This is a genomic window from Streptomyces sp. NBC_01451 (assembly GCF_036227485.1).
In the GTDB taxonomy this organism is placed as follows: domain Bacteria; phylum Actinomycetota; class Actinomycetes; order Streptomycetales; family Streptomycetaceae; genus Streptomyces.
Genome location: NZ_CP109479.1, coordinates 2,953,198 through 2,972,682, shown reverse-complemented (window position 1 = coordinate 2,972,682; position 19,485 = coordinate 2,953,198). Strand labels below are relative to the sequence as shown.

Below are 19,485 nucleotides of genomic sequence, written 5' to 3'. Positions count from 1 at the left end.
ACGCCCGGCCAGGAGTGATGTACGGCACCCACCGTGCCGACCTGCGCTTCCGCCGCCCCGGACGGCGAACCTGGCCTCCACTGTCAGTGGCCGCCGCTAGCCTCTCTGACGTGCCAGCCAGTATCAGCGACCCCGAGCAGCTCAAAGAGCTCCTCGGCATCCCGTTCACCCCGGAGCAGACGGCCTGCATCATCGCGCCGCCCGCCCCGCAGGTGATCGTGGCCGGAGCCGGGTCGGGCAAGACGACGGTGATGGCGGCACGCGTGGTGTGGCTCGTCGGCACCGGCCAGGTCGCCCCCGAACAGGTGCTCGGCCTCACCTTCACCAACAAGGCCGCCGGTGAACTGGCCGAACGCGTCCGCAAGGCGCTCGTCCGGGCCGGCGTCACCGACCCGGACGTCATCGACCCCGACAACCCGCCCGGCGAACCGGTCATCTCGACCTATCACGCCTTCGCCGGCCGCCTCCTGAAGGACCACGGCCTGCGCCTGGGCCTCGAACCCACCGCCCGGCTCCTCGCCGACGCGACCCGCTACCAGCTCGCCGCGCGCGTACTGCGCGAAGCCCCGGGCCCCTACCCCGCGCTCACGCGCTCCTTCCCGGACCTCGTCAGCGACCTCCTGACCCTCGACGCGGAACTCGCCGAACACCTCGTCCGCCCCGGGGAACTGCGCGCGTACGACGCCGAACTGCTGCGCGCCCTGGAGGGCGCCAAACTCACCAACGCGGACCTGCGCAGGGTCCCCGAGACGGCCGCGGCACGCCGTGAACTCACCGAACTGGTCACCCGCTACCGGGCCGCCAAGCGCGAGCGCGACCTCCTCGACTTCGGCGACCAGATCGCCCTCTCCGCGACGCTCGCCGACATCCCCGAAGTGGGCCGCGTCCTGCGCGACGAGTTCCGGGTGGTGCTCCTCGACGAGTACCAGGACACGTCCGTGGCCCAACGCGTCCTCCTGGCAGGACTGTTCGGCGGCGGCACCGGACACCCGGTGACCGCGGTCGGCGACCCCTGCCAGGCGATCTACGGCTGGCGCGGCGCCTCCGTCGCCAACCTCGACGACTTCCCAGAGCACTTCGCCCATGCCGACGGCGGGCCGGCGGCCCGCCAGTCGCTCAGCGAGAACCGCCGCAGCGGAGGCCGCCTCCTCGACCTCGCCAACGGCCTCGCGGAGCCCCTGCGCGCCATGCACGCGGGCGTGGAGGCCCTCCGCCCCGCACCAGGAGCCGAGCGCGACGGCCAGGTGCGCTGCGCGCTGCTGGACACCCACGCCGAGGAGATCGACTGGCTCGCAGACTCCATCGCCCACCTCGTACGCACCGGCAAGGCACCCGGCGAGATCGCCGTCCTGTGCCGCACCGCCACCGACTTCGCCGAGATCCAGGGCGCGCTCGTCGCCAGGGACGTCCCCGTCGAGGTCGTCGGGCTCTCCGGGCTGCTGCACCTGCCCGAGGTCGCCGACCTGGTGTCCGTCTGCGAGGTGCTCCAGGACCCCGGGGCCAACGCGTCCCTGGTCCGGCTGCTGACCGGACCGCGCTGGCGCATCGGCCCCCGCGACCTCGCCCTCCTCGGCCGCCGGGCCCGCTTTCTCGTGTCCCACACGCGCGTGGGCGACGCCGACGACCCCGACCGCCGGCTCGCCGAGGCCGTCGAGGGGGTCGATCCCGCCGAGGTGATATCGCTCGCGGACGCTCTCGACACCTTCCTGGAGACATCTCTGAGAGGCGAGGGCGACGACGACGGGCTGCCCTTCTCGCCGGACGCGCGTGTGCGGTTCGCCCGGCTCGCCACCGAACTGCGCGACCTGCGCCGCTCACTCGCCGACCCGCTGATGGACGTACTGCACCGCGTGCTCGCCGTCACCGGTCTGGAGGTGGAGCTGTCGGCGTCCCCGCATGCCCTGGCCGCCCGCCGCCGCGAGACCCTTTCCAACTTCCTGGACATCGCCGCCTCGTTCGCAGCCCACGAGAGCGAGGCGAGCCTGCTCGCCTTCCTCGGCTTCCTGCGCACGGCCGCGCAGTACGAGAAGGGCCTCGACAACGCCCTGCCCGGCGGCGAGAACACCGTCAAGGTGCTCACCGCCCACAAGTCCAAGGGCCTGGAGTGGGACGTCGTGGCTGTCCCCGGCCTGGTCACCGGCACCTTTCCCAGTGACCGGGGCCGCGAGAAATGGACCTCGCAGGCCAAGGTCCTGCCGCACGCACTGCGCGGCGACACCGACACGCTGCCCGACATCGACGCCTGGGACTCCCGTGGCATGAAGGCCTTCCAGGAGGCGATGAGGGACCACCAGCGCACCGAGGAACTCCGCCTCGGTTACGTCACCTTCACCCGCCCCCGCTCCCTCCTGCTCGGCTCCGGCCACTGGTGGGGGCCCTCCCAGAAGAAGCCCCGCGGCCCCTCCGACTTCCTGCGAGCACTCCACGACCACTGCACGGCCGGGCACGGCGAGATCGAGGCCTGGGCGGACGAACCGGAGGAGGACGAGGAGAATCCGGCCCTGCACGCGACGACCGCCGACCAACTGTGGCCCCTGCCCCTGGACGACGACGCGTTCCGCCGCCGCAGGGCCGCCGCCGAGACGGTCCTCGCCCATCTGGAGACCCTCGCTTTCCACGACGACAGCCACCCCGCGGCCGCCGACGACCCCGACGCGTACGACGACCCGGACTGGCCCCCGCCGCCGGACGACGAGCCTCCCTACGGGGCCGAGCCTCCCTACGAGGACGACGAGCCCCTTGACGACGGCCCGCTCGACGAAGACGTCCCTTCCCCCGTCGAGGACGACGGAGACTGGGACGCCTGGACCACGGCCCGTCCTGAACCGCCCGCACAGACCTCGTCCCCCGCGCGGGAGACGCACACCGCACACGACCGTCCCCGCCCGCCCGCCGTGCCCCACGCCCGCAGACACCCCGACGAAGCCGGTCTCACCCCCGAGGAGGCCCGTGCCGTCGCCTCCTGGGACCGCGACCTCGACGCGCTCACCGGGGAACTGCTGCGCGCGCGGGAGAGCGTCACCGACGTCCCCCTGCCCCCGACACTGACCGCGTCCCAGCTGATGCTCCTGGCCGCCGACCCGGACGCCCTCGCGCAGGAACTCGCCCGCCCCATGCCGCGCCCGCCACAGCCCGCCGCCCGCCGGGGCACCCGCTTCCACGCCTGGGTCGAGGCCCGCTTCGAGGAACTGCGGCTCCCCATGCTGGAGCCCGAGGAACTCCCCGGCAGCGACGCGGAGATCGCCGACGAACGCGACCTTCAGGACCTCAAGGACGCCTTCGAGCACACCGTGTACGCCCACCGCACGCCCTACCGGGTCGAGGCGCCCTTCCAGCTCGACATCGCCGGACGCGTCGTCCGGGGCCGGATCGACGCCGTCTACAAGGAAGGCGACGGCGAGGAAGCGACGTACGAGATCATCGACTGGAAGACCCACCGCGCCCACACCGCCGACCCCCTCCAGCTCGCCGTCTACCGCCTGGCCTGGGCCGAGCAGCAGGGTGTCCCCCTGGAGGCCGTCGGCGCCGCCTTCCTTTATGTGCGCAGCGGCGAGGTCGTGCGGCCGGACGACCTCGCCGACCGGGCCGCGCTGGAGCGGCTGCTGCTGGACGAGCCCACCGCGTTCGAAGTACCGGACGAGGATGTCAGCGCGGGCCGATAAGCTCATGACCATGAGCCAGGCCCCGGACAGCGCCGTCCGCACGTACATCGAGCAGCACCGCGTCGCCTTCCTCGACGACCTCGCCGAGTGGCTGCGCATCCCGTCCGTGTCGGCCCAGCCCGACCACGCTCCCGATGTGCGCCGCAGTGCCGACTGGCTCGCCGCCAAACTCCGGGAAACCGGCTTCCCGACCGTCGAGGTCTGGGCGACACCGGGCGCCCCGGCGGTCTTCGCCGAGTGGCCCGCCGACGACCCCGCCGCCCCCACGGTCCTCGTCTACGGCCACCACGACGTGCAGCCCGCCGCCCGCGAGGACGGCTGGGACAGCGACCCCTTCGAACCGGTCGTCCGGGGAAACCGCCTTCACGCGCGCGGGGCCGCCGACGACAAGGGCCAGGTGTTCTTCCACACACTCGGCGTCCGCGCACACCTCGCCACCACCGGCCGCGCCGCGCCCGCCGTCCATCTGATGATGCTCGTCGAGGGCGAGGAGGAGTCGGGCTCAGTCCACTTCCGTTCCCTCGTCGAGGAGCACGCCGACCGGCTCGCCGCCGACGCCGTGATCGTCTCCGACACCGGCATGTGGGCCGAGGACACCCCCACGGTGTGCACCGGCATGCGCGGCCTCGCCGAGTGCGAGATCCAGCTCCACGGACCCGACCAGGACATCCACTCCGGCTCCTTCGGCGGCGCCGTGCCCAACCCGGCGACCGCCGTCGCCCGCCTCGTCGCCGCACTGCACGACGAGCACGCGCGCGTGACGATCCCCGGTTTCTACGACGGCGTCACCGAACCCACCGACCGCGAGCGCGAACTCCTCGCCGAACTGCCCTTCGACGAGGAGCAGTGGCTGCGCACCGCCAAGTCGTACGCCACCCACGGCGAAGCCGGACACACCACCCTGGAGCGCGTGTGGACGCGTCCCACCGCCGAGGTCAACGGCATCGGCGGCGGTTACCAGGGCCCCGGCAGCAAGACGATCGTCCCGGCCTCGGCCATGGTGAAACTCTCCTTCCGACTGGTCGCCGGCCAGGACCCCGACCACATCGAGAAGATCGTCCGTGACTGGACCGCGACCCGCGTTCCCGCCGGGATCCGCTACGAGATCACGTTCGCGGCGGCCACGCGCCCGTGCCTGACCCCACTGGACCACCCCGCCCTGCAGTCGGTCGTACGCGCCATGAGCCGCGCCTTCGAAAAGCCGGTCCGCTACACGCGCGAGGGCGGCAGCGGCCCGGCCGCCGACCTCCAGGACGTCCTCCGTGCCCCCGTGCTCTTCCTGGGCATCTCCGTCCCGTCCGACGGCTGGCACGCCCCCAACGAGAAGGTGGAGATCGACCTGCTCCTCAAGGGCGTCGAGACCACCGCCTACCTGTGGGGCGACCTGGCGGGGACCTGGCGCCATGAGTCCTGACGACCCGGTGCGGTCCGGTCCGGCAGCCGCCCCGGGGCAGACTGGAAGCACGGCCCCGCACGCACGTGAACCCGCCCGAAAACCGCCGCCCCCCATGCGTCCCCACCCGTATCCCGCTGAACCGACCGCCGAAATATCCGTTCCACTGGGGGAGTTGGAAGCACCTGTGACCACCTGGACCGACCACACCGCCGACCGTCCCATCTCGCTCACGGCCCCCAGCGGCATCGACCGGGCCGCACACCACCGGCTCGACGAGGCCTGGCTCGCCGCAGCGTGGAGCCACCCCACGACCCGCTGCTTCGTGGTCTCCGGCGGCCAGGTCCTCATCGACGAGACGTCCGAGGGGCGTACCGAACTCGTCATGACCCCCTCCTTCGAAGCCCCCCTCACCGAAGCGCACCGTTACTTCCTCGGCAGTGACGACGACGGCACCAGCTACTTCGCCCTCCAGAAGGACGCCCTGCCCGGCCGCATGGACCAGTCCGCGCGCCCCGCGGGCCTGCGCGAGGCCGGCCTGCTCCTCTCGCCCCGCGACGCGGGTCTGATGGTCCACGCCGTGGCCCTGGAGAACTGGCAGCGACTGCACCGCTTCTGCTCCCGCTGCGGCGAACGCACCGTCATCGCCGCCGCCGGTCACATCCGCCGCTGCCCGGCCTGCGGCGCCGAGCACTACCCGCGCACCGACCCGGCCGTGATCATGGCCGTCACCGACGAGGAGGACCGCATTCTCCTCGGCCGCCAGGTCCACTGGCCCGAGGGCCGCTTCTCGACGCTCGCCGGTTTCGTCGAGCCCGGCGAGTCCATCGAACAGTCGGTGCGCCGCGAGGTGTTCGAGGAGGCCGGCATCCACGTCGGCCAGGTCGAGTACGTCGCCAGCCAGCCCTGGCCCTTCCCGTCCAGTCTCATGCTCGGCTTCATGGCCCGCGCCACCTCCACCGACATCGAGGTCGACGGCGACGAGATCCACGAGGCCCGCTGGTTCTCCCGCGAGGACCTGCGTGCGGGCTTCGAATCCGGCGAGGTCCTCCCGCCGTACGGCATCTCGATCGCGGCCCGCCTGATCGAACTCTGGTACGGCAAGCCGCTCCCGAAGCCGAACAGCGCGCTCTGACCCACGAGGCCGGCCCCGAGCAGGTCCCGCCGACGCGCCGGGCACGCGAAGACCCCCGCACGGCCGCCGGGCCGGTCGGGGGTCGAGGAAACGCGGGGTCAGGCGCCGAGGGCCTGCTTCACCTGCGCGAGACTCGGGTTCGTCATCACGACCTCGGGGCCGTCGTTCGAGGGGATCACCAGCACCGTCGGAACCGTCTGGTTGCCGCCGTTCGCCTTCTCCACGAACGCCGCGGACTCCGGGTCCTGCTCGATGTTGATCTCGTTGTACGCGATGCCCTCGCGGTCCATCTGGCTCTTCAGCCGACGGCAGTATCCGCACCACGTGGTGCTGTACATCGTCACAGTGCCCGGCATGTCTCTCGCGCTCCTCAGCAGTTCGGGGGACGGGTGCTCGCTGTGGTGGAACGCACGCGGCCCGGCCGCCATTCCCGCTGGGGGTATGGGGTATCAGGAGACGCCTGCCGTATTAGTACGACTGCAAGGGGCTGCCTGTGGACAACCGGCTCACCCGTCTCCGGCGACCTGGCAGCATGGCGGTGTGACAGCAGCAACGCACTCCACCCTCTTCCCGCAGGTTCCGGACTCGGCCGACGCGGTGCTCGACGGACTCGATCCCGAGCAGCGCGCGGTGGCCACCGCCCTGCACGGTCCGGTGTGCGTGCTGGCAGGCGCCGGTACGGGCAAGACCCGGGCGATCACCCACCGCATCGCCTACGGCGTACGCGCCGGAATGCTCCAGCCCTCCAGCGTGCTCGCCGTCACCTTCACCAACCGCGCCGCCGGTGAGATGCGCGGGCGACTGCGCCAGCTCGGCGCCGGCGGAGTCCAGGCACGCACCTTCCACTCGGCCGCGCTCCGCCAGCTCCAGTACTTCTGGCCGAAGGCCGTCGGCGGCTCCATGCCCCGCCTCGTCGACCGCAAGATCCAGCTTGTCGCCGATGCCGCCGCCGCCTGCCGCATCCGCCTCGACCGGGGCGAGCTGCGGGACGTCACCGCCGAGATCGAATGGTCCAAGGTCACACAGACCGTGCCCGCCGACTACGTGCCCGCAGTCGCCAAGTCCGGCCGCGTCGCACCCCGTGACCCGGCCGAGATCGCCCAGCTCTACGCCACCTACGAGGACCTGAAGCGGGACCGCTCCGTCATCGACTTCGAGGACGTCCTGCTGCTCACCGTCGCCGTTCTCCAGGACCGCCACGACATCGCCGAGCAGGTCCGCTCCCAGTACCAGCACTTCGTGGTCGACGAGTACCAGGACGTCAGCCCGCTCCAGCAGCGACTGCTGGAGCTGTGGCTCGGGGAGAGGGACAGCCTGTGCGTGGTCGGCGATGCCAGTCAGACGATCTATTCGTTCACAGGAGCAACTCCTGACCATCTGCTCGACTTCCGCACCCGCCATCCCGGTGCCACCGTCGTCAAGCTGGTCCGCGACTACCGCTCCACGCCCCAGGTCGTCCACCTCGCCAACGGCCTGCTCGCCCAGGCCCGGGGCCGCGCCGCGGAACACCGCCTGGAACTGATCTCCCAGCGCGGCCCCGGACCCGAACCCGCCTATGCCGAGTACGCCGACGAACCCGCCGAGGCCGAGGGTGCGGCCCGCCGCATCCGGGACCTCGTCGCCGGCGGCGTGCCGGCCAGCGAGATCGCCATCCTGGTTCGGACGAACGCCCAGTCCGAGACCTACGAACAGGCGCTCGCCGACGCAGGTGTTTCCTACCAGCTGCGCGGCGCCGAACGGTTCTTCGACCGGCCCGAGGTGCGCAAGGCCATCAGCGCGCTGCGCGCCGCCGCCCGCTTCGGGGCCAACGACTCACTCCTGGACGACGTCGTCGACCTGCCCTCCCAGGTCCGTGCCGTGCTGTCCGGCGAGGGCTGGACCAGTGAGCCGCCTGCGGGCTCCGGGGCCGTCAGGGAGCGCTGGGAGTCGCTGGCCGCGCTGGTGAACCTCGCGCAGGACTTCACTGCTGCGAAGTCGAGTGCCACGCTCGCCGACCTCGTCGCCGAACTCGACGAGCGGGCGAACGCCCAGCACGCCCCGACCGTGCAGGGCGTCACCCTCGCCTCCCTCCACTCGGCCAAGGGCCTGGAATGGGACGTGGTCTTCCTGGTCGGAGTCGCCGAGGGCATGATGCCGATCACCTACGCGAAGACCGATGAACAGATCGAGGAGGAGCGCCGCCTCCTGTACGTCGGAGTGACCCGCGCGCGAGAACGCCTCCACGTCTCCTGGGCGCTCTCCCGCTCGCCGGGGGGCCGGCCGAACCGCCGGCCCAGCCGCTTCCTCGACGGCCTGCGCCCCGGCTCCGTCAACACCGCCGCCCGGACGGGCACCGCCGGCCCTGGTGGCATCGAGCGCGGCTTCGGAAGCAGCCCCGGTGCCGTCCCGCGCCGGACGCAGAGAACCCCGGCCCGCTGCCGGGTCTGCGGGCGCACGCTGACCGACGCGGGCGAGATGAAGCTGATGCGCTGCGACGAGTGCCCCTCCGACATGGACGAGGGCCTCTACGAGCGGCTGCGCGAGTGGCGGGCGGTCCAGGCGGTGCGCAGCGGGCAGCCGGCCTTCTGTGTCTTCACCGACAGGACCCTGATGGCGATCGCGGAGACCGTTCCGGACGAGGAAGGGGATCTGGCCCGCATCCCCGGCGTCGGGGTGCGCAAGCTCAACCGGTACGGATCCGATGTTCTGGCCATCTGCGCAGGTCAGGAAGTAGAGGGGGAGGTCGGCGGTGACTGATTCAAACTCGTCGGAAAAATAGTTTGCGCATGCCCCGGGAATCCCCATAGGTTCTTAGCCACGGGAACAGAGTCTTCTCAGAAGCCCTGGCCCTGTGCTGTACTTCATAGTCGTATATCCGTTGGACTGGTTCACCCCAGTCCCCCAAGACGCCGAGAGGAGGCGAGTCCAGTGATCAGCATCAACACCAGCTCTGTCAGCACGGTCAAAATGACCGATCTCTCGACCGTCTCCCTGTGCATGCTCGGCGTCTCGAACCTGGGCACCGGTCTGTCCGGCATTCCTGCCGTCCGGCCGGCGTCCTCCGTGTCTCTCGCGGGTCTCCCTGTCCGCGAGCGCAATGAGCGACCGAGCAAGGCACTGGAAGCAGGAGCAGTACAGGCAAAGGCCCCGGCCTATGCCTTTGCGGCCGGTGCCGGATCCCTCAAGCAGACGACGCAGCACCACACGATGTGGGCCTTCCGTGGGCCAGAACCCTGGAGTGATCCAGCCTGATTGATCAGGCCGGCGCCTTCAGGGCCGCGGAACCCCATCCGGGATCCGCGGCCCTTCTGTTTTCCCCGAACGGGGACGACGGAGCGAAGGGGCCTCGGGACAAGAGAAAACCCGCCGGTACCAGCCGCACCCGGCCCAACAGGGCCGGAACGACCAGACGAGGAAAACAACCCGTGCAACTCGAAGCGCACGCCCCGTCCGTACCGCCTTCCGAAACGATCCCCCCGCCCGGCCTCACGGAGGACTGCACCTTGATCCCGCTCACTGCGCTCACCGCGCTCGACGACGCCATCGAGAACCTCGGCGTACCCGTCCCCTGCCGTTCCTACGACCCGGAGGTCTTCTTCGCCGAGTCGCCGGCCGATGTCGAGTACGCCAAGTCCCTCTGCCGTACCTGCCCGCTGATGGAGGCCTGCCTCGCCGGCGCCAAGGAGCGGCGTGAGCCCTGGGGCGTCTGGGGCGGCGAACTGTTCGTCCAGGGTGTCGTCGTGGCCCGCAAGCGGCCCCGTGGCCGTCCGCGCAAGAACCCGGTCACAGCATGAACATCACAGGAACGATCGACCGCCCCTTCACGCACGACCCCAAGAAGCAGGCCCCGATGACGCCGACCACCAGCGAGCCCGTCGGCTCCGCGACCCCGGACTTCACCACCACCGGTGCGAACGACTCGCGCCAGAACAGGACCCGAGAGATGCAACTCATCCCAGAAGCCTTGGCTCGTGCGCATATGCACGACCGCCTTCAGGAAGCCGAGCGGGAACGCCGCGCGCACCGCGTGGTGACCGCCCGTCGGCTCCAGCGCCGGGCAGAGCGCGCTTCGCTGCGTGCCCGCCGCGCGCTGGCCATGGCGGTCATGCAGTAACGACCACGGCAGCTCCGTAGTAACAGCAGCAGCCTCCCGCGGGGGCCGGTCCGTCCGAACGGACCGGCCCCCGCGGTGCGTTGTGCCCTCTCCGCCGCCGGTCACGGCGATATCGTCGCCTGGTGACGAGTCTTCCCGGTAGCAGTGACGTTCCCGGTGGCGGTGACGACGGCGGTTCCTCGACGGACCCCCGGTCTGTCGTGTGTGCCCGATGCGGCACGCGGGCCGAGAGTCCGCAACTGACCTGGACCTGCTCGGTGGAGAACGGAACGCGTCACTACCTCTGCGACACGTGTGCCCGGGAGAACCTCAGGGCGATCGAGGGGCGGCTGGACCCGGCCTGGTGGTGAAGCCGGGTCACGCCTCGGCGACCGCGGCCTCCTCCTCGGCCTCCGGCAGGAATCCCGGCAGCCACTCCTCCAGTTCCGCGCGCATGCGGACCGTCGCTCCCAGTTGGCACAGGACACCGATGGTGCTCAGGGTCACCCGGTGTATCAGCAGGTACGACGGGGGCAGGTTGAGGCGCTTGCCCAGTTGGTGTGCGGGGGAGCGCGGGTCGGCTATGCGGGCCGCCTGGCTGCGCATCCAGCCTCGGGTGAAGGTGAACTCGTCCGCCTGGGCCGGTTCGATGATCGGCAGCAGGTAGTCGAGTACCGCGTCGGGGTCCAGGTCGATCGAGTCCTTGACGAAGCCCTCCGCCCGGAGGGCTTCGTAGACCGCTTCGGCCCGGCCGTCCAGGGTCAGACGCAGTGAGTCGCCGATCGTCGTGGGCAGCCCGCCCGGGAGGCGGTCTACCGTGCCGAAGTCCAGCACGCCCAGACGCCAGTCGTCCTTGCCGGCCGGGCCGCCGGGCAGCAGGCGGAAGTTCCCGGGGTGCGGGTCGGCGTGCAGGAGGCCGGTGCGGGCGGGACCCGAGAAGAGAAACCGGGCCAGCAGCTGGCCCGCGCGGTCGCGCTGCTCCCGCGTACCGTCGGTGATCACCTCCGACATGGGTATGCCGTCGATCCACTCCGTCACCAGGACCTGCTCGCACTGGTGGACGACGGCCGGTACCACGACGTCCGGATCGTCGGTGAACTCGTCCGCGTGGGTCCGCTGGGCCTGGGCCTCCAGGCCGTAGTCGAGCTCCTCCGAGACGCGGTCCCGGAGTTCGGCGATGAGCGGCTTGATGTCCATCCCGGGGATGAGGGGCCCCAACAGACGGGCGAAGCGGCTCAGCTGGTTCAGGTCGGAGAGCAGTGCCTCGCCGGCGCCCGGATACTGCACCTTGACCGCGACCTCGCGTCCGTCGTGCCACACCCCGCGGTGCACCTGACCGATCGAGGCCGCCGCGGACGGCTTGTCCTGGAACTCCAGGAACAGGTCCTGCCAGTCCGCGCCGAGCCGTGCCTCCAGCACCGAGTGCACCGTGCGCGTCGGCATCGGCGGGGCCGCTTCCTGGAGCTTCGTCAGCGCCGCGCGGTAGGGGCCCGCGACCTCCTCGGGCAGGGCCGACTCGAAGACGGACAGGGCCTGCCCGAACTTCATCGCGCCGCCCTTGAGCTCGCCGAGCACCTTGAACAGCTGTTCCGCCGTGCGCTGCTGCAGTTCACGGCCGACGATGTCCGCCGACTCGCCGACGATCCGTTTGCCGAGTCCCCAGGTCGCCCGCCCGGCGATGCCGAGCGGGAGCGCGGCCAGTTTGGCGGTACGGGTGACCGCTTTCCGGGGCAGATCAGACATGAGCCCTCCAAGTTCCGGACAGCCGCGCCGTGTGTGCCTTACGGCGTAACTCCGTCGACGGCCGTTGCCCGGCCATTGTCTCGTGCGACTCCCCGTCCTCCGAGGCGTGTTCCTCCTTCTTACTCTTCTCCTCTGCACCGCAGGGGCATGCGGGGTGTGCCCAGACCGGGCGCGCGTGCCAGTCGAGCCCGGGTACGGAGACCTCCCAGCGGGCGCCCGCGGTGGACGGTGTCCTACCGTCCAGGAAGGCGAGCGCGTGGCTCGCGGTCAGTCCCGCGACCGTCGTCGCCAGGGCCAGGTCGCAGGCCCTGACCTGGCGCGGACGTGCGGAACGCCACTGTGCCACCAGGCGTGGCCAGACAGGGTCCCGGTCGACGCGCCACTGGTCCAGACACCCGGCGCACGCCGTCTCGCCCGGCAGGACCAGCGGGCCCACGATGCCGGTTCCCTCCACCACGCCCGCGTACAGATGCGGTGTGCCCGAGGTCACGAGTGGTTCTGCGGCGGCCGGGTCCGGGGCGTGCACGGCGAGGTCGTCACGCGGGGCGAGGATCACCAGGGAGAGACCGGGGTCGTGCTCGCCGGACGGCGACCGGGCGGCCGTACGCCGTGGCGGGCGGTCCGGGGCCGCCCGTCGGGCAGCGCGCCGCGCGGACTCGTCGCGGCGTTCGCCGACGGAGTCGACGGGCAGGCCACCGGGTGCGACGTCCCACGGCTCGACCACGCCGCCGTCGCGGACATCGACGTGTCCCACGCCGGCGCCCGCCAGCAGGGAGGCCACCACCGCGCCCACCCGGCCCGCGCCTCGGACCTGCACGCGCAGTGACCTGCGAGCGGCCAGTCGTGCCATCGCCTCGCCCGGTTCCCGAGCGATCAGGGAGAGGGAGGCCAGATCGGGACCCAGCCGCTCCAGAACCTTCTTCTTGCCGCGCAAGGTCTCGACGGCAGGGCCGCCGCCTGTCGCGTCGTCCAGGAGGCCGGCCTCGCTCAGCCGCTCCACCAGCCCGTCGACATGGGCGGCCGGCAGGTCCATGCGGTGCCCTTCGTCATGGAGGCGCGGCAGTCCGCGTGTGCCGTCGAGCAGGGTCAAGAAGCTGCCCGTCGCCGTGTCCATCGGACCGAGTGTCATCGCGTGGGCGGGTGTCATCCCGAACTGCACCGTGTTCAGATCCCGCCAGCCGCTGCGCAGCGCGGCCTTCATCATCGGGTGGGCGACCCGCGGGCGGGTGTCGTCCGAGCGGCTTGTGGCCGACAGCGCGACAGCAGTGTCCGGCGCGGGCGCAGGTGTGGTGGTTGCACGCATGGCAGGCCCCCGTAGTCAGGAAAGTTCCCGGTGAAAGTCCTTGTTTGTCGGTGGATGTCAGTGCTCGTCCGCCGGCGATTGCCAGCATGACCGGTTTGCTCGTCGGGCGTCGAAAGTTGTCCACAGGCGGTGAGTATTAGTCGTACAAATCAAACGCATGGTGGGGATCGCCGCCGAACCGCGCCGGAGTCAAGACTTCCTCCATGCACAGCGGGTAACGTCGTGCCGTGCCCGCCGACCCACTGCACCGCGCCGGAAACCCACAGCGCAGTACGACGAGCCAGCCGCCGAGCGGCTCGGGGGCGAGCGCGATCGAGGTTCGCAGGAGCGACCGGCGACGCCGGACGGTCTCCGCGTACCGCGAGGGCGATCGCACCGTCGTGCTCATCCCCGCCCGGATGTCCGCGGCCGAGGAACAGCGCTGGGTGACTGTCATGCTCGACAAACTGGCCGCCCAGGAGAACAAGCACAAACGGGTGCCCGGTGACAGCGAGCTGGCCGAGCGCGCCGAGCAACTGTCGGCCCAGTACTTCGACGGCCGCGCCCGGCCCGCCTCGGTGCGCTGGGTCACCAACCAGAACACGCGCTGGGGCTCGTGCACCCCGGCCGAGGGCAGTATCCGTCTGTCGCACCGGCTGCAGGGCATGCCCGAGTACGTCGTCGACTACGTCCTCCTGCATGAGCTGGCGCATCTGCTGGTGCCCGGGCACGGGCCCCGTTTCTGGCGGCTCCTCGACGCGTATCCACGGACCGAGCGGGCCCGTGGATACCTCGAAGGAGTGGTCGCCGCCGACCGGTTGCCGCATCCGCCCTCCGCGCGCGGGGAGTGACCTGCGGGCCGTGGGCGCGCGGTGGTGACGGGGCGTTGTGTACCGGGTTTGTACCGGCTCGGGTCACGTCCGGAATTAGCCGTTAGCCTGACCCGACGCATTCGGCATTCGGGATGGGGGACGGTCGGTACGCATGGCCAGGGAATTCCAACGCGGCCACAAGGCCAGGATCAGTGATCTCACAGCGGGCACGGATCTGTACGTAGGCGTACAGATCTCCGGACCGGGGCTGACCTTCGACATCAGCTGCTTCGGCCTCGACGCCGACGAGCAGCTCTCGGACGACCGCTACTTCGTCTTCTTCAACCAGCCGAAGTCCCCCGAGGAGTCCATCCAGATCCTGGGCGCTCAGGCGGGCGACACGGAGTCCTTCCGCGTCACGCTCGACCGGATCCCGCCGCAGATCCAGAAACTGTCGTTCACGGCCACGCTCGACGGCGCCGGGCAGATGTCGCAGGTCGCCCCCGGGTACATCCGCATCGTCGCCGGCGGCGAAGAGGTGGCCCGCTACTCCTTCGACGGCTCGGAGTTCACCACCGAGCGTGCCGTGATGCTGGGCGACTTCTACCTGAAGGACGTGTGGCGGTTCGCCGCGGTCGGACAGGGTTTCGACGGTGGCCTGGACGCGCTGCTGAAGAACTTCGGAGGGGAGGTCGCCGAGGAGGCGGCGCCCGCTCCGCAGCAGCCCCAGACCGGTGCCGCTCCCGGCTTCGCGCCGCCCGCGTTCGGCGCTCCGGCTCCGGCCGCTCCGCAGCCCGCCCCGCAGGGTTTCGCGCCCCCTCCGGGAGCCACCGCGCCCCCGGCTCCGGCCCCCGCGCCGTCGGTGCACGCGGCCCCCACCATCGTCGCGCCCCTGACACCGCCCGGCGGTGCCCAGGTGCCGCCCCCGGCTCCGGCGCCCGCGCCGTACGGACAGCCGGGTCATCCGCAGGCCCCGTACGGCCAGCCGCCCGGCCAGACCGGCTCGCTGCCTCCGGGCTACGGCCAGCCCCAGGCACCCCAGGCCCCGCCCGGCCCACCCGGTTACGGGCAGCCGACCGCGCCCCCGGGCTACGGCCAGCAGCCCCCGTTCGGGCAGGCCCCCGGCCAGCAGGCCACCTACGGCGTACCGCAGGGCGCCGGGCAGGGTGCCGGTGTCACAGCCGCGCTCCAGCAGTTCAAGGAGACGCCGACCGGGCAGCGCTGGACACAGCAGAACAAGAAGCTGATCCGCGTCGACCTGGGCATGGGCGGTCAGCCCGTGCTGGCCAGGCAGGGCAGCATGGTGCTCTACCAGGGCAAGGTCGACTTCAGCTACAAGGGCGCCGGATTCGCCGGCCGCGTCGTGGGCGGCGCGACCGGCCAGGAGATGCAGCTGATGCGCTGTACCGGCCAGGGCCAGGTGTTCCTCGCCGACAACTCCACGATGCTGCACCCCATCGAGCTGCAGGGCGACGGCATCTGCGTGTCCGCTGAGAGCGTCCTGGCGTTCGACGAGAGCCTCCAGTACGAGGTGCGTCGCGTCGAGGGACACGGCATTCCCGGCGGTGCCCTCTTCACCATGCTGTTCACGGGCACCGGCACCATCGTCGTGAAGACGCACGGCGTCCCCGTCGTCCTGCCCGTCACCCCCACCACGTTCGCCGACTGCAACGCCGTGGTCGCCTGGTCCGCCGCCTCCCAGGTGGTCGTCTCCAGCCAGGTGCGGATGCGCCGCAACGCCTACCCCGGCGACACCGGGGAGGGCGTCAACCTCCAGTTCCGGGGCGCGCCCGGGAACTTCATCGTCGTCCAGCCGTACGAGGTCTGAGGGAGTCCGTCATGAACCAGCCACTCGCGGGCTACGCTCCCGCACCCGTCACCGCCCGCATGGAGAACCACGGCAACCACATGCTGAAGGTCGCCATGCAGACCGGAAACGACCTCCTCGCGCGCGTGGGGTCGATGGTCGCCTACGAAGGGTTCGTCCAGTACGAGCCCAACCCGCCGGCCGTGCGCCAGATCGCCAAGGACTGGATGACCGGCGAGGGCGCGCCCCTGATGAAGTGCTCGGGGGACGGCCTGCTCTATCTCGCCGACTACGGCGCGAACGTGGTCGTGATCAACCTCAACGGCGACGGCATCTCCGTCAACGCCACCAACCTGCTCGCCTTCGACGCACACCTCACCTGGGGTGTCGAGCGGGTCAAGGGGCTGGCGAAGTTCGCCGGGCAGGGTCTGTGGAACACCAGGATCTCCGGGCAGGGCTGGGTCGCGCTGACCTCCCGGGGCAAGCCGATCGTCGTCGACTGCGGTGGCGGCGACGACGAGACGTACGTCGACCCGGACGCGCTCGTCGCCTGGTCCCCGAACCTCAAGGTGAAGGGCAAGCGCAGCTTCAAGGCGCAGTCGCTCATCGGCCGGGGCAGCGGCGAGGCCTACCAGATGGCCTTCTCCGGCCAGGGCATTGTCGTCGTCCAGCCCAGCGAGGACAGCACCGACCGCCTCCGGTTCCGGGGCTGAGGGGGAGTCAGAACGTCATGCAGAGCCCACTTTTCGCGCACAACGACTCGCAGACCCAGGAACGCTGGAGTCTGCAGAGCAAGCAGATGCTCCGGGTCACCCTGGAGGGCCACGACGACATCCTCGCCCGCAAGGGCACGATGGTCGCCTACCAGGGTCTGATGGAGTTCGACGCCGAGTACCAGAGCAGCAACCAGGGCCGCTCGCGGGCGCACACGGGCGAGGGCCTTGACCTGATGCGCTGCCACGGGCAGGGCACGGTCTATCTCGCCAACCTCGCCCAGCACATCCATGTGATGGACGTGGAACAGGACGGACTGACGGTCGACAGCAGTTACGTGCTGGCGATGGACTCCGGGCTGCACCACGAGGTCATCGCCGTGGACAGCCTGTACGGCATCTCCGGATCCGGGAAGTACCAGCTCAACATCACCGGCCGCGGCAGGGTCGCCCTGATGACCTCGGGCGCGCCGCTGATGATGCAGGTGACGCCGGACAAGTACGTCAACTGTGACGCCGACGCCATCGTCGCCTGGTCGACCGGCCTGCGCGTGCAGATGCAGGCCCAGACGCACACCTCCGGAGTGTGGCGGCGCCGCGGCAACACCGGCGAGGGCTGGGAGCTCAGCTTCATGGGCTCCGGTTACGCGCTGGTCCAGCCCAGCGAGTTGCTGCCCCCGCAGAACGCCCAGATCGGCCAGGGCGCCGCAGCCCAGTTCGGCATGGGCCAGCACGGTGCCCGGGCACAGAACCAGGGCAACGTCTGGAGCTAGCCGCACCGGACAGGTAAGGGGCGACCACCATGGGCGGTCGCCCCTTACGCGTTCACAGTCCGGCGCGGGTCGCTTCGAGCAGTCGTACGACCGAGTCGTCCGCCACGTCCGCCACCTCGGCGTAGGCGAACCAGCGCAGGTCCAGGGACTCGTCGCTGATCGTCGCCACGGCTCCCCGTGGGGCCACCGCCGCGTACTGCACGTCCAGGTGCCAGGCACAGGGCGTGTGGTGCCGGTCCAGGCGGACCGGAGTGCTCCGGAGCAGACGCAGCGAGGGGATGCCGGACTCCTCCGTGGCCTCGCGGAGCGCGGCATCGGCGAGCGTGTCGTCGCTCCGCTCGCAGTGCCCGCCCATCTGGAGCCACATCCGCAGCTTCTTGTGGAGCGTGAGCAGGACCCTTTCACGCTCCGGGTCGATCACCAGAGCGCTGGCTGTGATGTGCCCGTCCTCGCAGTCCTTCCACATCCCGTCGGGATGGCCGTCCAGATGGTCCAGGTAGAGCTGACGGAGTTCCTGCTGATCCTCGTACTTCTCCAGCACCTGGACCGCGTTGCCGTGGAGAGTCACTCTGAGTCGTCGTCCTTCTTCAGGTTCGGCTTCTCGGCGGAGCCGCTCGCCGCCTCACCGAGCATCTTGTCCAGCTCGGAGAAGTCCAGCTGCTCGCGGTGCACGAAGCCGTCCGGGTCGTCCAGGTCGGAGGCCGTAGGCAGCATGTCCGGGTGGGCCCACAGGCCGTCCCGGCCGTCGACACCGCGCGCGTCCGTCAGCGACGCCCACAGACGCGAGGCGTCCCGCAGACGACGGGGGCGCAGCTCCAGGCCGATCAGCGTGGCGAACGTCTGCTCGGCAGGGCCGCCCGAGGCACGCCGGCGGCGCAACGTCTCGCGCAGCGCGTCCGCGGACGTCAGCCGGGGCTTCGCCGCAGCGTGCACGACCGCGTCCACCCAGCCCTCCACGAGGGCCAGCGCCGTCTCCAGACGGGCCAGGGCAACCTTCTGCTCCGGGGAGTCCTCCGGCTGGAACATGCCCTGCTGGAGCGCTTCCTGAATCTGCTCCGGGTTCTGCGGGTCGAACTGGCCGACCACGTCCTCCAGCTTGGCCGTGTCGACCTTGATCCCGCGCGCGTAGCCGTCGACCGCGCCGAACAGGTGCGAGCGCAGCCACGGCACATGGGCGAACAGGCGCTGGTGGGCGGCCTCGCGCAGGGCGAGATACAGCCGCACCTCCTCCTGCGGCACGCCCAGGTCTTTGCCGAACGCCTCGATGTTCGCCGGCAGCAGTGCGGCCCGGCCCGCCGGGCCCAGCGGCAGACCGATGTCCGTCGAGCCGACGACCTCGCCCGCGAGCACCCCGACGGCCTGTCCGATCTGCGAACCGAACATGGCACCGCCCATGGAGCGCATCATGCCGATCAGCGGGCCCGCCATGGCCTGCATCTCCTCCGGCAGGACATCGCCCATGGCCGCGCCGACACGCTCGGCGACCGGGTCGACCAGTTCCTTCCAGGCGGGCAGGGTCGCCTCGACCCACTCCGCGCGGCTCCACGCCACGGCGGAGCCGGCACCGGACGGCAGCGACGTCGCATCGTCCAGCCACAGGTCCGCCAGGCGGACGGCCTCCTCGACCGCGGTGCGCTCGGCGGGGCCGATGCTGGAGTCCTTGACGCCGTCGGACGTCCCCTGGGAGACCGTCTGGCGGGCGATCTGCTTGGCCATGTCCCAGTTCACCGGACCGCCCTCGTACGAGAGCATCTGGCCCAGCTGCTGGAACGCGGCGCCCAGGTCGTTGGGGTTCATGGAACCGAACATGGCTGCGAGCGGATTGTCGCCTCCGGGACCGCCGAAGCCGGGCAGTCCGAAACCGAACGGTCCCTGACCACCACCGCCCTGCTGGTCCTCCTGCTTGCCCTCGTCGCCGTTCTCCGGCTCCTCCGGCGGAAGGCCGAAACCGAATGGGGTGTCACTCACGGGATTCCTCGGCTGGTAAGGCCGTCGGCTCTTTCGACGGCGGCTGCCCGACAACACCACCCAGCCTAGACACCGTGGCCGGTTGGGGGCTCGGTGCTCCGCCGACTCCTGGCCTGCGGCAGGAT

At 70.9% G+C, this 19,485-nt stretch carries 17 protein-coding genes; 12 read left to right on the top strand and 5 right to left on the bottom strand.

The features are described 5' to 3' along the window. The first annotated feature begins 110 nt into the window (after nt 1–110). The 3 genes from OG595_RS12595 to nudC all read left to right on the top strand — a co-directional run bounded on the left by OG595_RS12595 (nt 111) and on the right by nudC (nt 6,190). A complete protein-coding gene (locus tag OG595_RS12595) occupies nt 111–3,662 on the top strand; it encodes an ATP-dependent DNA helicase (RefSeq protein ID WP_329271201.1) in 3,552 nt (1,183 codons plus the stop codon). 4 nt (nt 3,663–3,666) lie between these two features. Further along, complete coding sequence (locus OG595_RS12590; RefSeq protein WP_329271199.1) at nt 3,667–5,076, top strand: dipeptidase; 1,410 nt, start codon at nt 3,667–3,669, stop codon at nt 5,074–5,076. Nucleotides 5,077–5,242: 166 nt separating this feature from the next. After that, nucleotides 5,243–6,190: an NAD(+) diphosphatase gene (nudC, locus tag OG595_RS12585; RefSeq protein WP_329271196.1), complete on the top strand. Its 948-nt coding sequence runs from the start codon at nt 5,243–5,245 to the stop codon at nt 6,188–6,190. Between the two features lie 98 nt (nt 6,191–6,288). On the opposite strand, the gene OG595_RS12580 is transcribed toward nudC, so the two are convergent. After that, nucleotides 6,289–6,546 carry a mycoredoxin gene (locus OG595_RS12580; RefSeq protein ID WP_329271194.1) on the bottom strand — a complete coding sequence of 86 codons (258 nt, stop codon included), beginning with the start codon at nt 6,544–6,546 and terminating at the stop codon, nt 6,289–6,291. Between the two features lie 184 nt (nt 6,547–6,730). Here OG595_RS12580 and OG595_RS12575 point away from each other — a divergent pair, with 184 nt between their 5' ends. From OG595_RS12575 to OG595_RS12555, 5 genes are all read left to right on the top strand, one after another. Continuing rightward, nucleotides 6,731–8,926 (top strand): ATP-dependent DNA helicase UvrD2, encoded by a 2,196-nt coding sequence (locus OG595_RS12575; RefSeq protein ID WP_329271192.1) that lies wholly within the window; start codon nt 6,731–6,733, stop codon nt 8,924–8,926. A 171-nt stretch (nt 8,927–9,097) separates the two neighbouring features. Further along, the gene (locus tag OG595_RS12570) at nt 9,098–9,421 is read left to right on the top strand and encodes a hypothetical protein (RefSeq protein WP_329271190.1); all 324 of its coding nucleotides are present in this window, start codon (nt 9,098–9,100) and stop codon (nt 9,419–9,421) included. A gap of 173 nt (nt 9,422–9,594) precedes the next feature. Continuing rightward, complete coding sequence (locus OG595_RS12565; protein WP_189147026.1) at nt 9,595–9,963, top strand: WhiB family transcriptional regulator; 369 nt, start codon at nt 9,595–9,597, stop codon at nt 9,961–9,963. After that, nucleotides 9,960–10,283 (top strand): hypothetical protein, encoded by a 324-nt coding sequence (locus OG595_RS12560; RefSeq protein ID WP_164409200.1) that lies wholly within the window; start codon nt 9,960–9,962, stop codon nt 10,281–10,283. The genes OG595_RS12565 and OG595_RS12560 overlap by 4 nt, the downstream gene beginning before the upstream one ends. 122 nt (nt 10,284–10,405) lie before the next feature. After that, a complete protein-coding gene (locus OG595_RS12555; RefSeq protein WP_329271185.1) occupies nt 10,406–10,633 on the top strand; it encodes a hypothetical protein in 228 nt (75 codons plus the stop codon). Nucleotides 10,634–10,640: 7 nt separating this feature from the next. On the opposite strand, the gene OG595_RS12550 is transcribed toward OG595_RS12555, so the two are convergent. Continuing rightward, nucleotides 10,641–12,005: an ABC1 kinase family protein gene (locus OG595_RS12550; protein ID WP_329271184.1), complete on the bottom strand. Its 1,365-nt coding sequence runs from the start codon at nt 12,003–12,005 to the stop codon at nt 10,641–10,643. Beyond that, nucleotides 11,998–13,209 (bottom strand): TOMM precursor leader peptide-binding protein, encoded by a 1,212-nt coding sequence (locus OG595_RS12545; protein ID WP_329282833.1) that lies wholly within the window; start codon nt 13,207–13,209, stop codon nt 11,998–12,000. Before OG595_RS12545 ends, OG595_RS12550 begins: the two co-directional genes overlap by 8 nt. A gap of 326 nt (nt 13,210–13,535) precedes the next feature. Here OG595_RS12545 and OG595_RS12540 point away from each other — a divergent pair, with 326 nt between their 5' ends. The 4 genes from OG595_RS12540 to OG595_RS12525 all read left to right on the top strand — a co-directional run bounded on the left by OG595_RS12540 (nt 13,536) and on the right by OG595_RS12525 (nt 17,392). Further along, nucleotides 13,536–14,138, top strand: coding sequence for a M48 metallopeptidase family protein (locus tag OG595_RS12540; protein ID WP_329271182.1), 603 nt, complete (start codon nt 13,536–13,538; stop codon nt 14,136–14,138). 133 nt (nt 14,139–14,271) lie between these two features. Next, entirely contained in the window at nt 14,272–15,927 is a 1,656-nt protein-coding gene (locus tag OG595_RS12535; protein WP_329271178.1) for a TerD family protein, read from the top strand. Nucleotides 15,928–15,938: 11 nt separating this feature from the next. Continuing rightward, on the top strand, nt 15,939–16,619 hold the full coding sequence (locus tag OG595_RS12530; protein ID WP_329271175.1) for an AIM24 family protein: 681 nt from the start codon (nt 15,939–15,941) through the stop codon (nt 16,617–16,619). A 17-nt stretch (nt 16,620–16,636) separates the two neighbouring features. Further along, nucleotides 16,637–17,392 (top strand): AIM24 family protein, encoded by a 756-nt coding sequence (locus OG595_RS12525; protein ID WP_329271173.1) that lies wholly within the window; start codon nt 16,637–16,639, stop codon nt 17,390–17,392. A gap of 52 nt (nt 17,393–17,444) precedes the next feature. Here OG595_RS12525 and OG595_RS12520 read toward each other — a convergent pair whose 3' ends face one another. Next, a complete protein-coding gene (locus OG595_RS12520) occupies nt 17,445–17,960 on the bottom strand; it encodes an NUDIX hydrolase (RefSeq protein ID WP_329271171.1) in 516 nt (171 codons plus the stop codon). Continuing rightward, complete coding sequence (locus OG595_RS12515) at nt 17,957–19,360, bottom strand: zinc-dependent metalloprotease (protein WP_329271169.1); 1,404 nt, start codon at nt 19,358–19,360, stop codon at nt 17,957–17,959. Before OG595_RS12515 ends, OG595_RS12520 begins: the two co-directional genes overlap by 4 nt. Nucleotides 19,361–19,485: the final 125 nt, after the last annotated feature.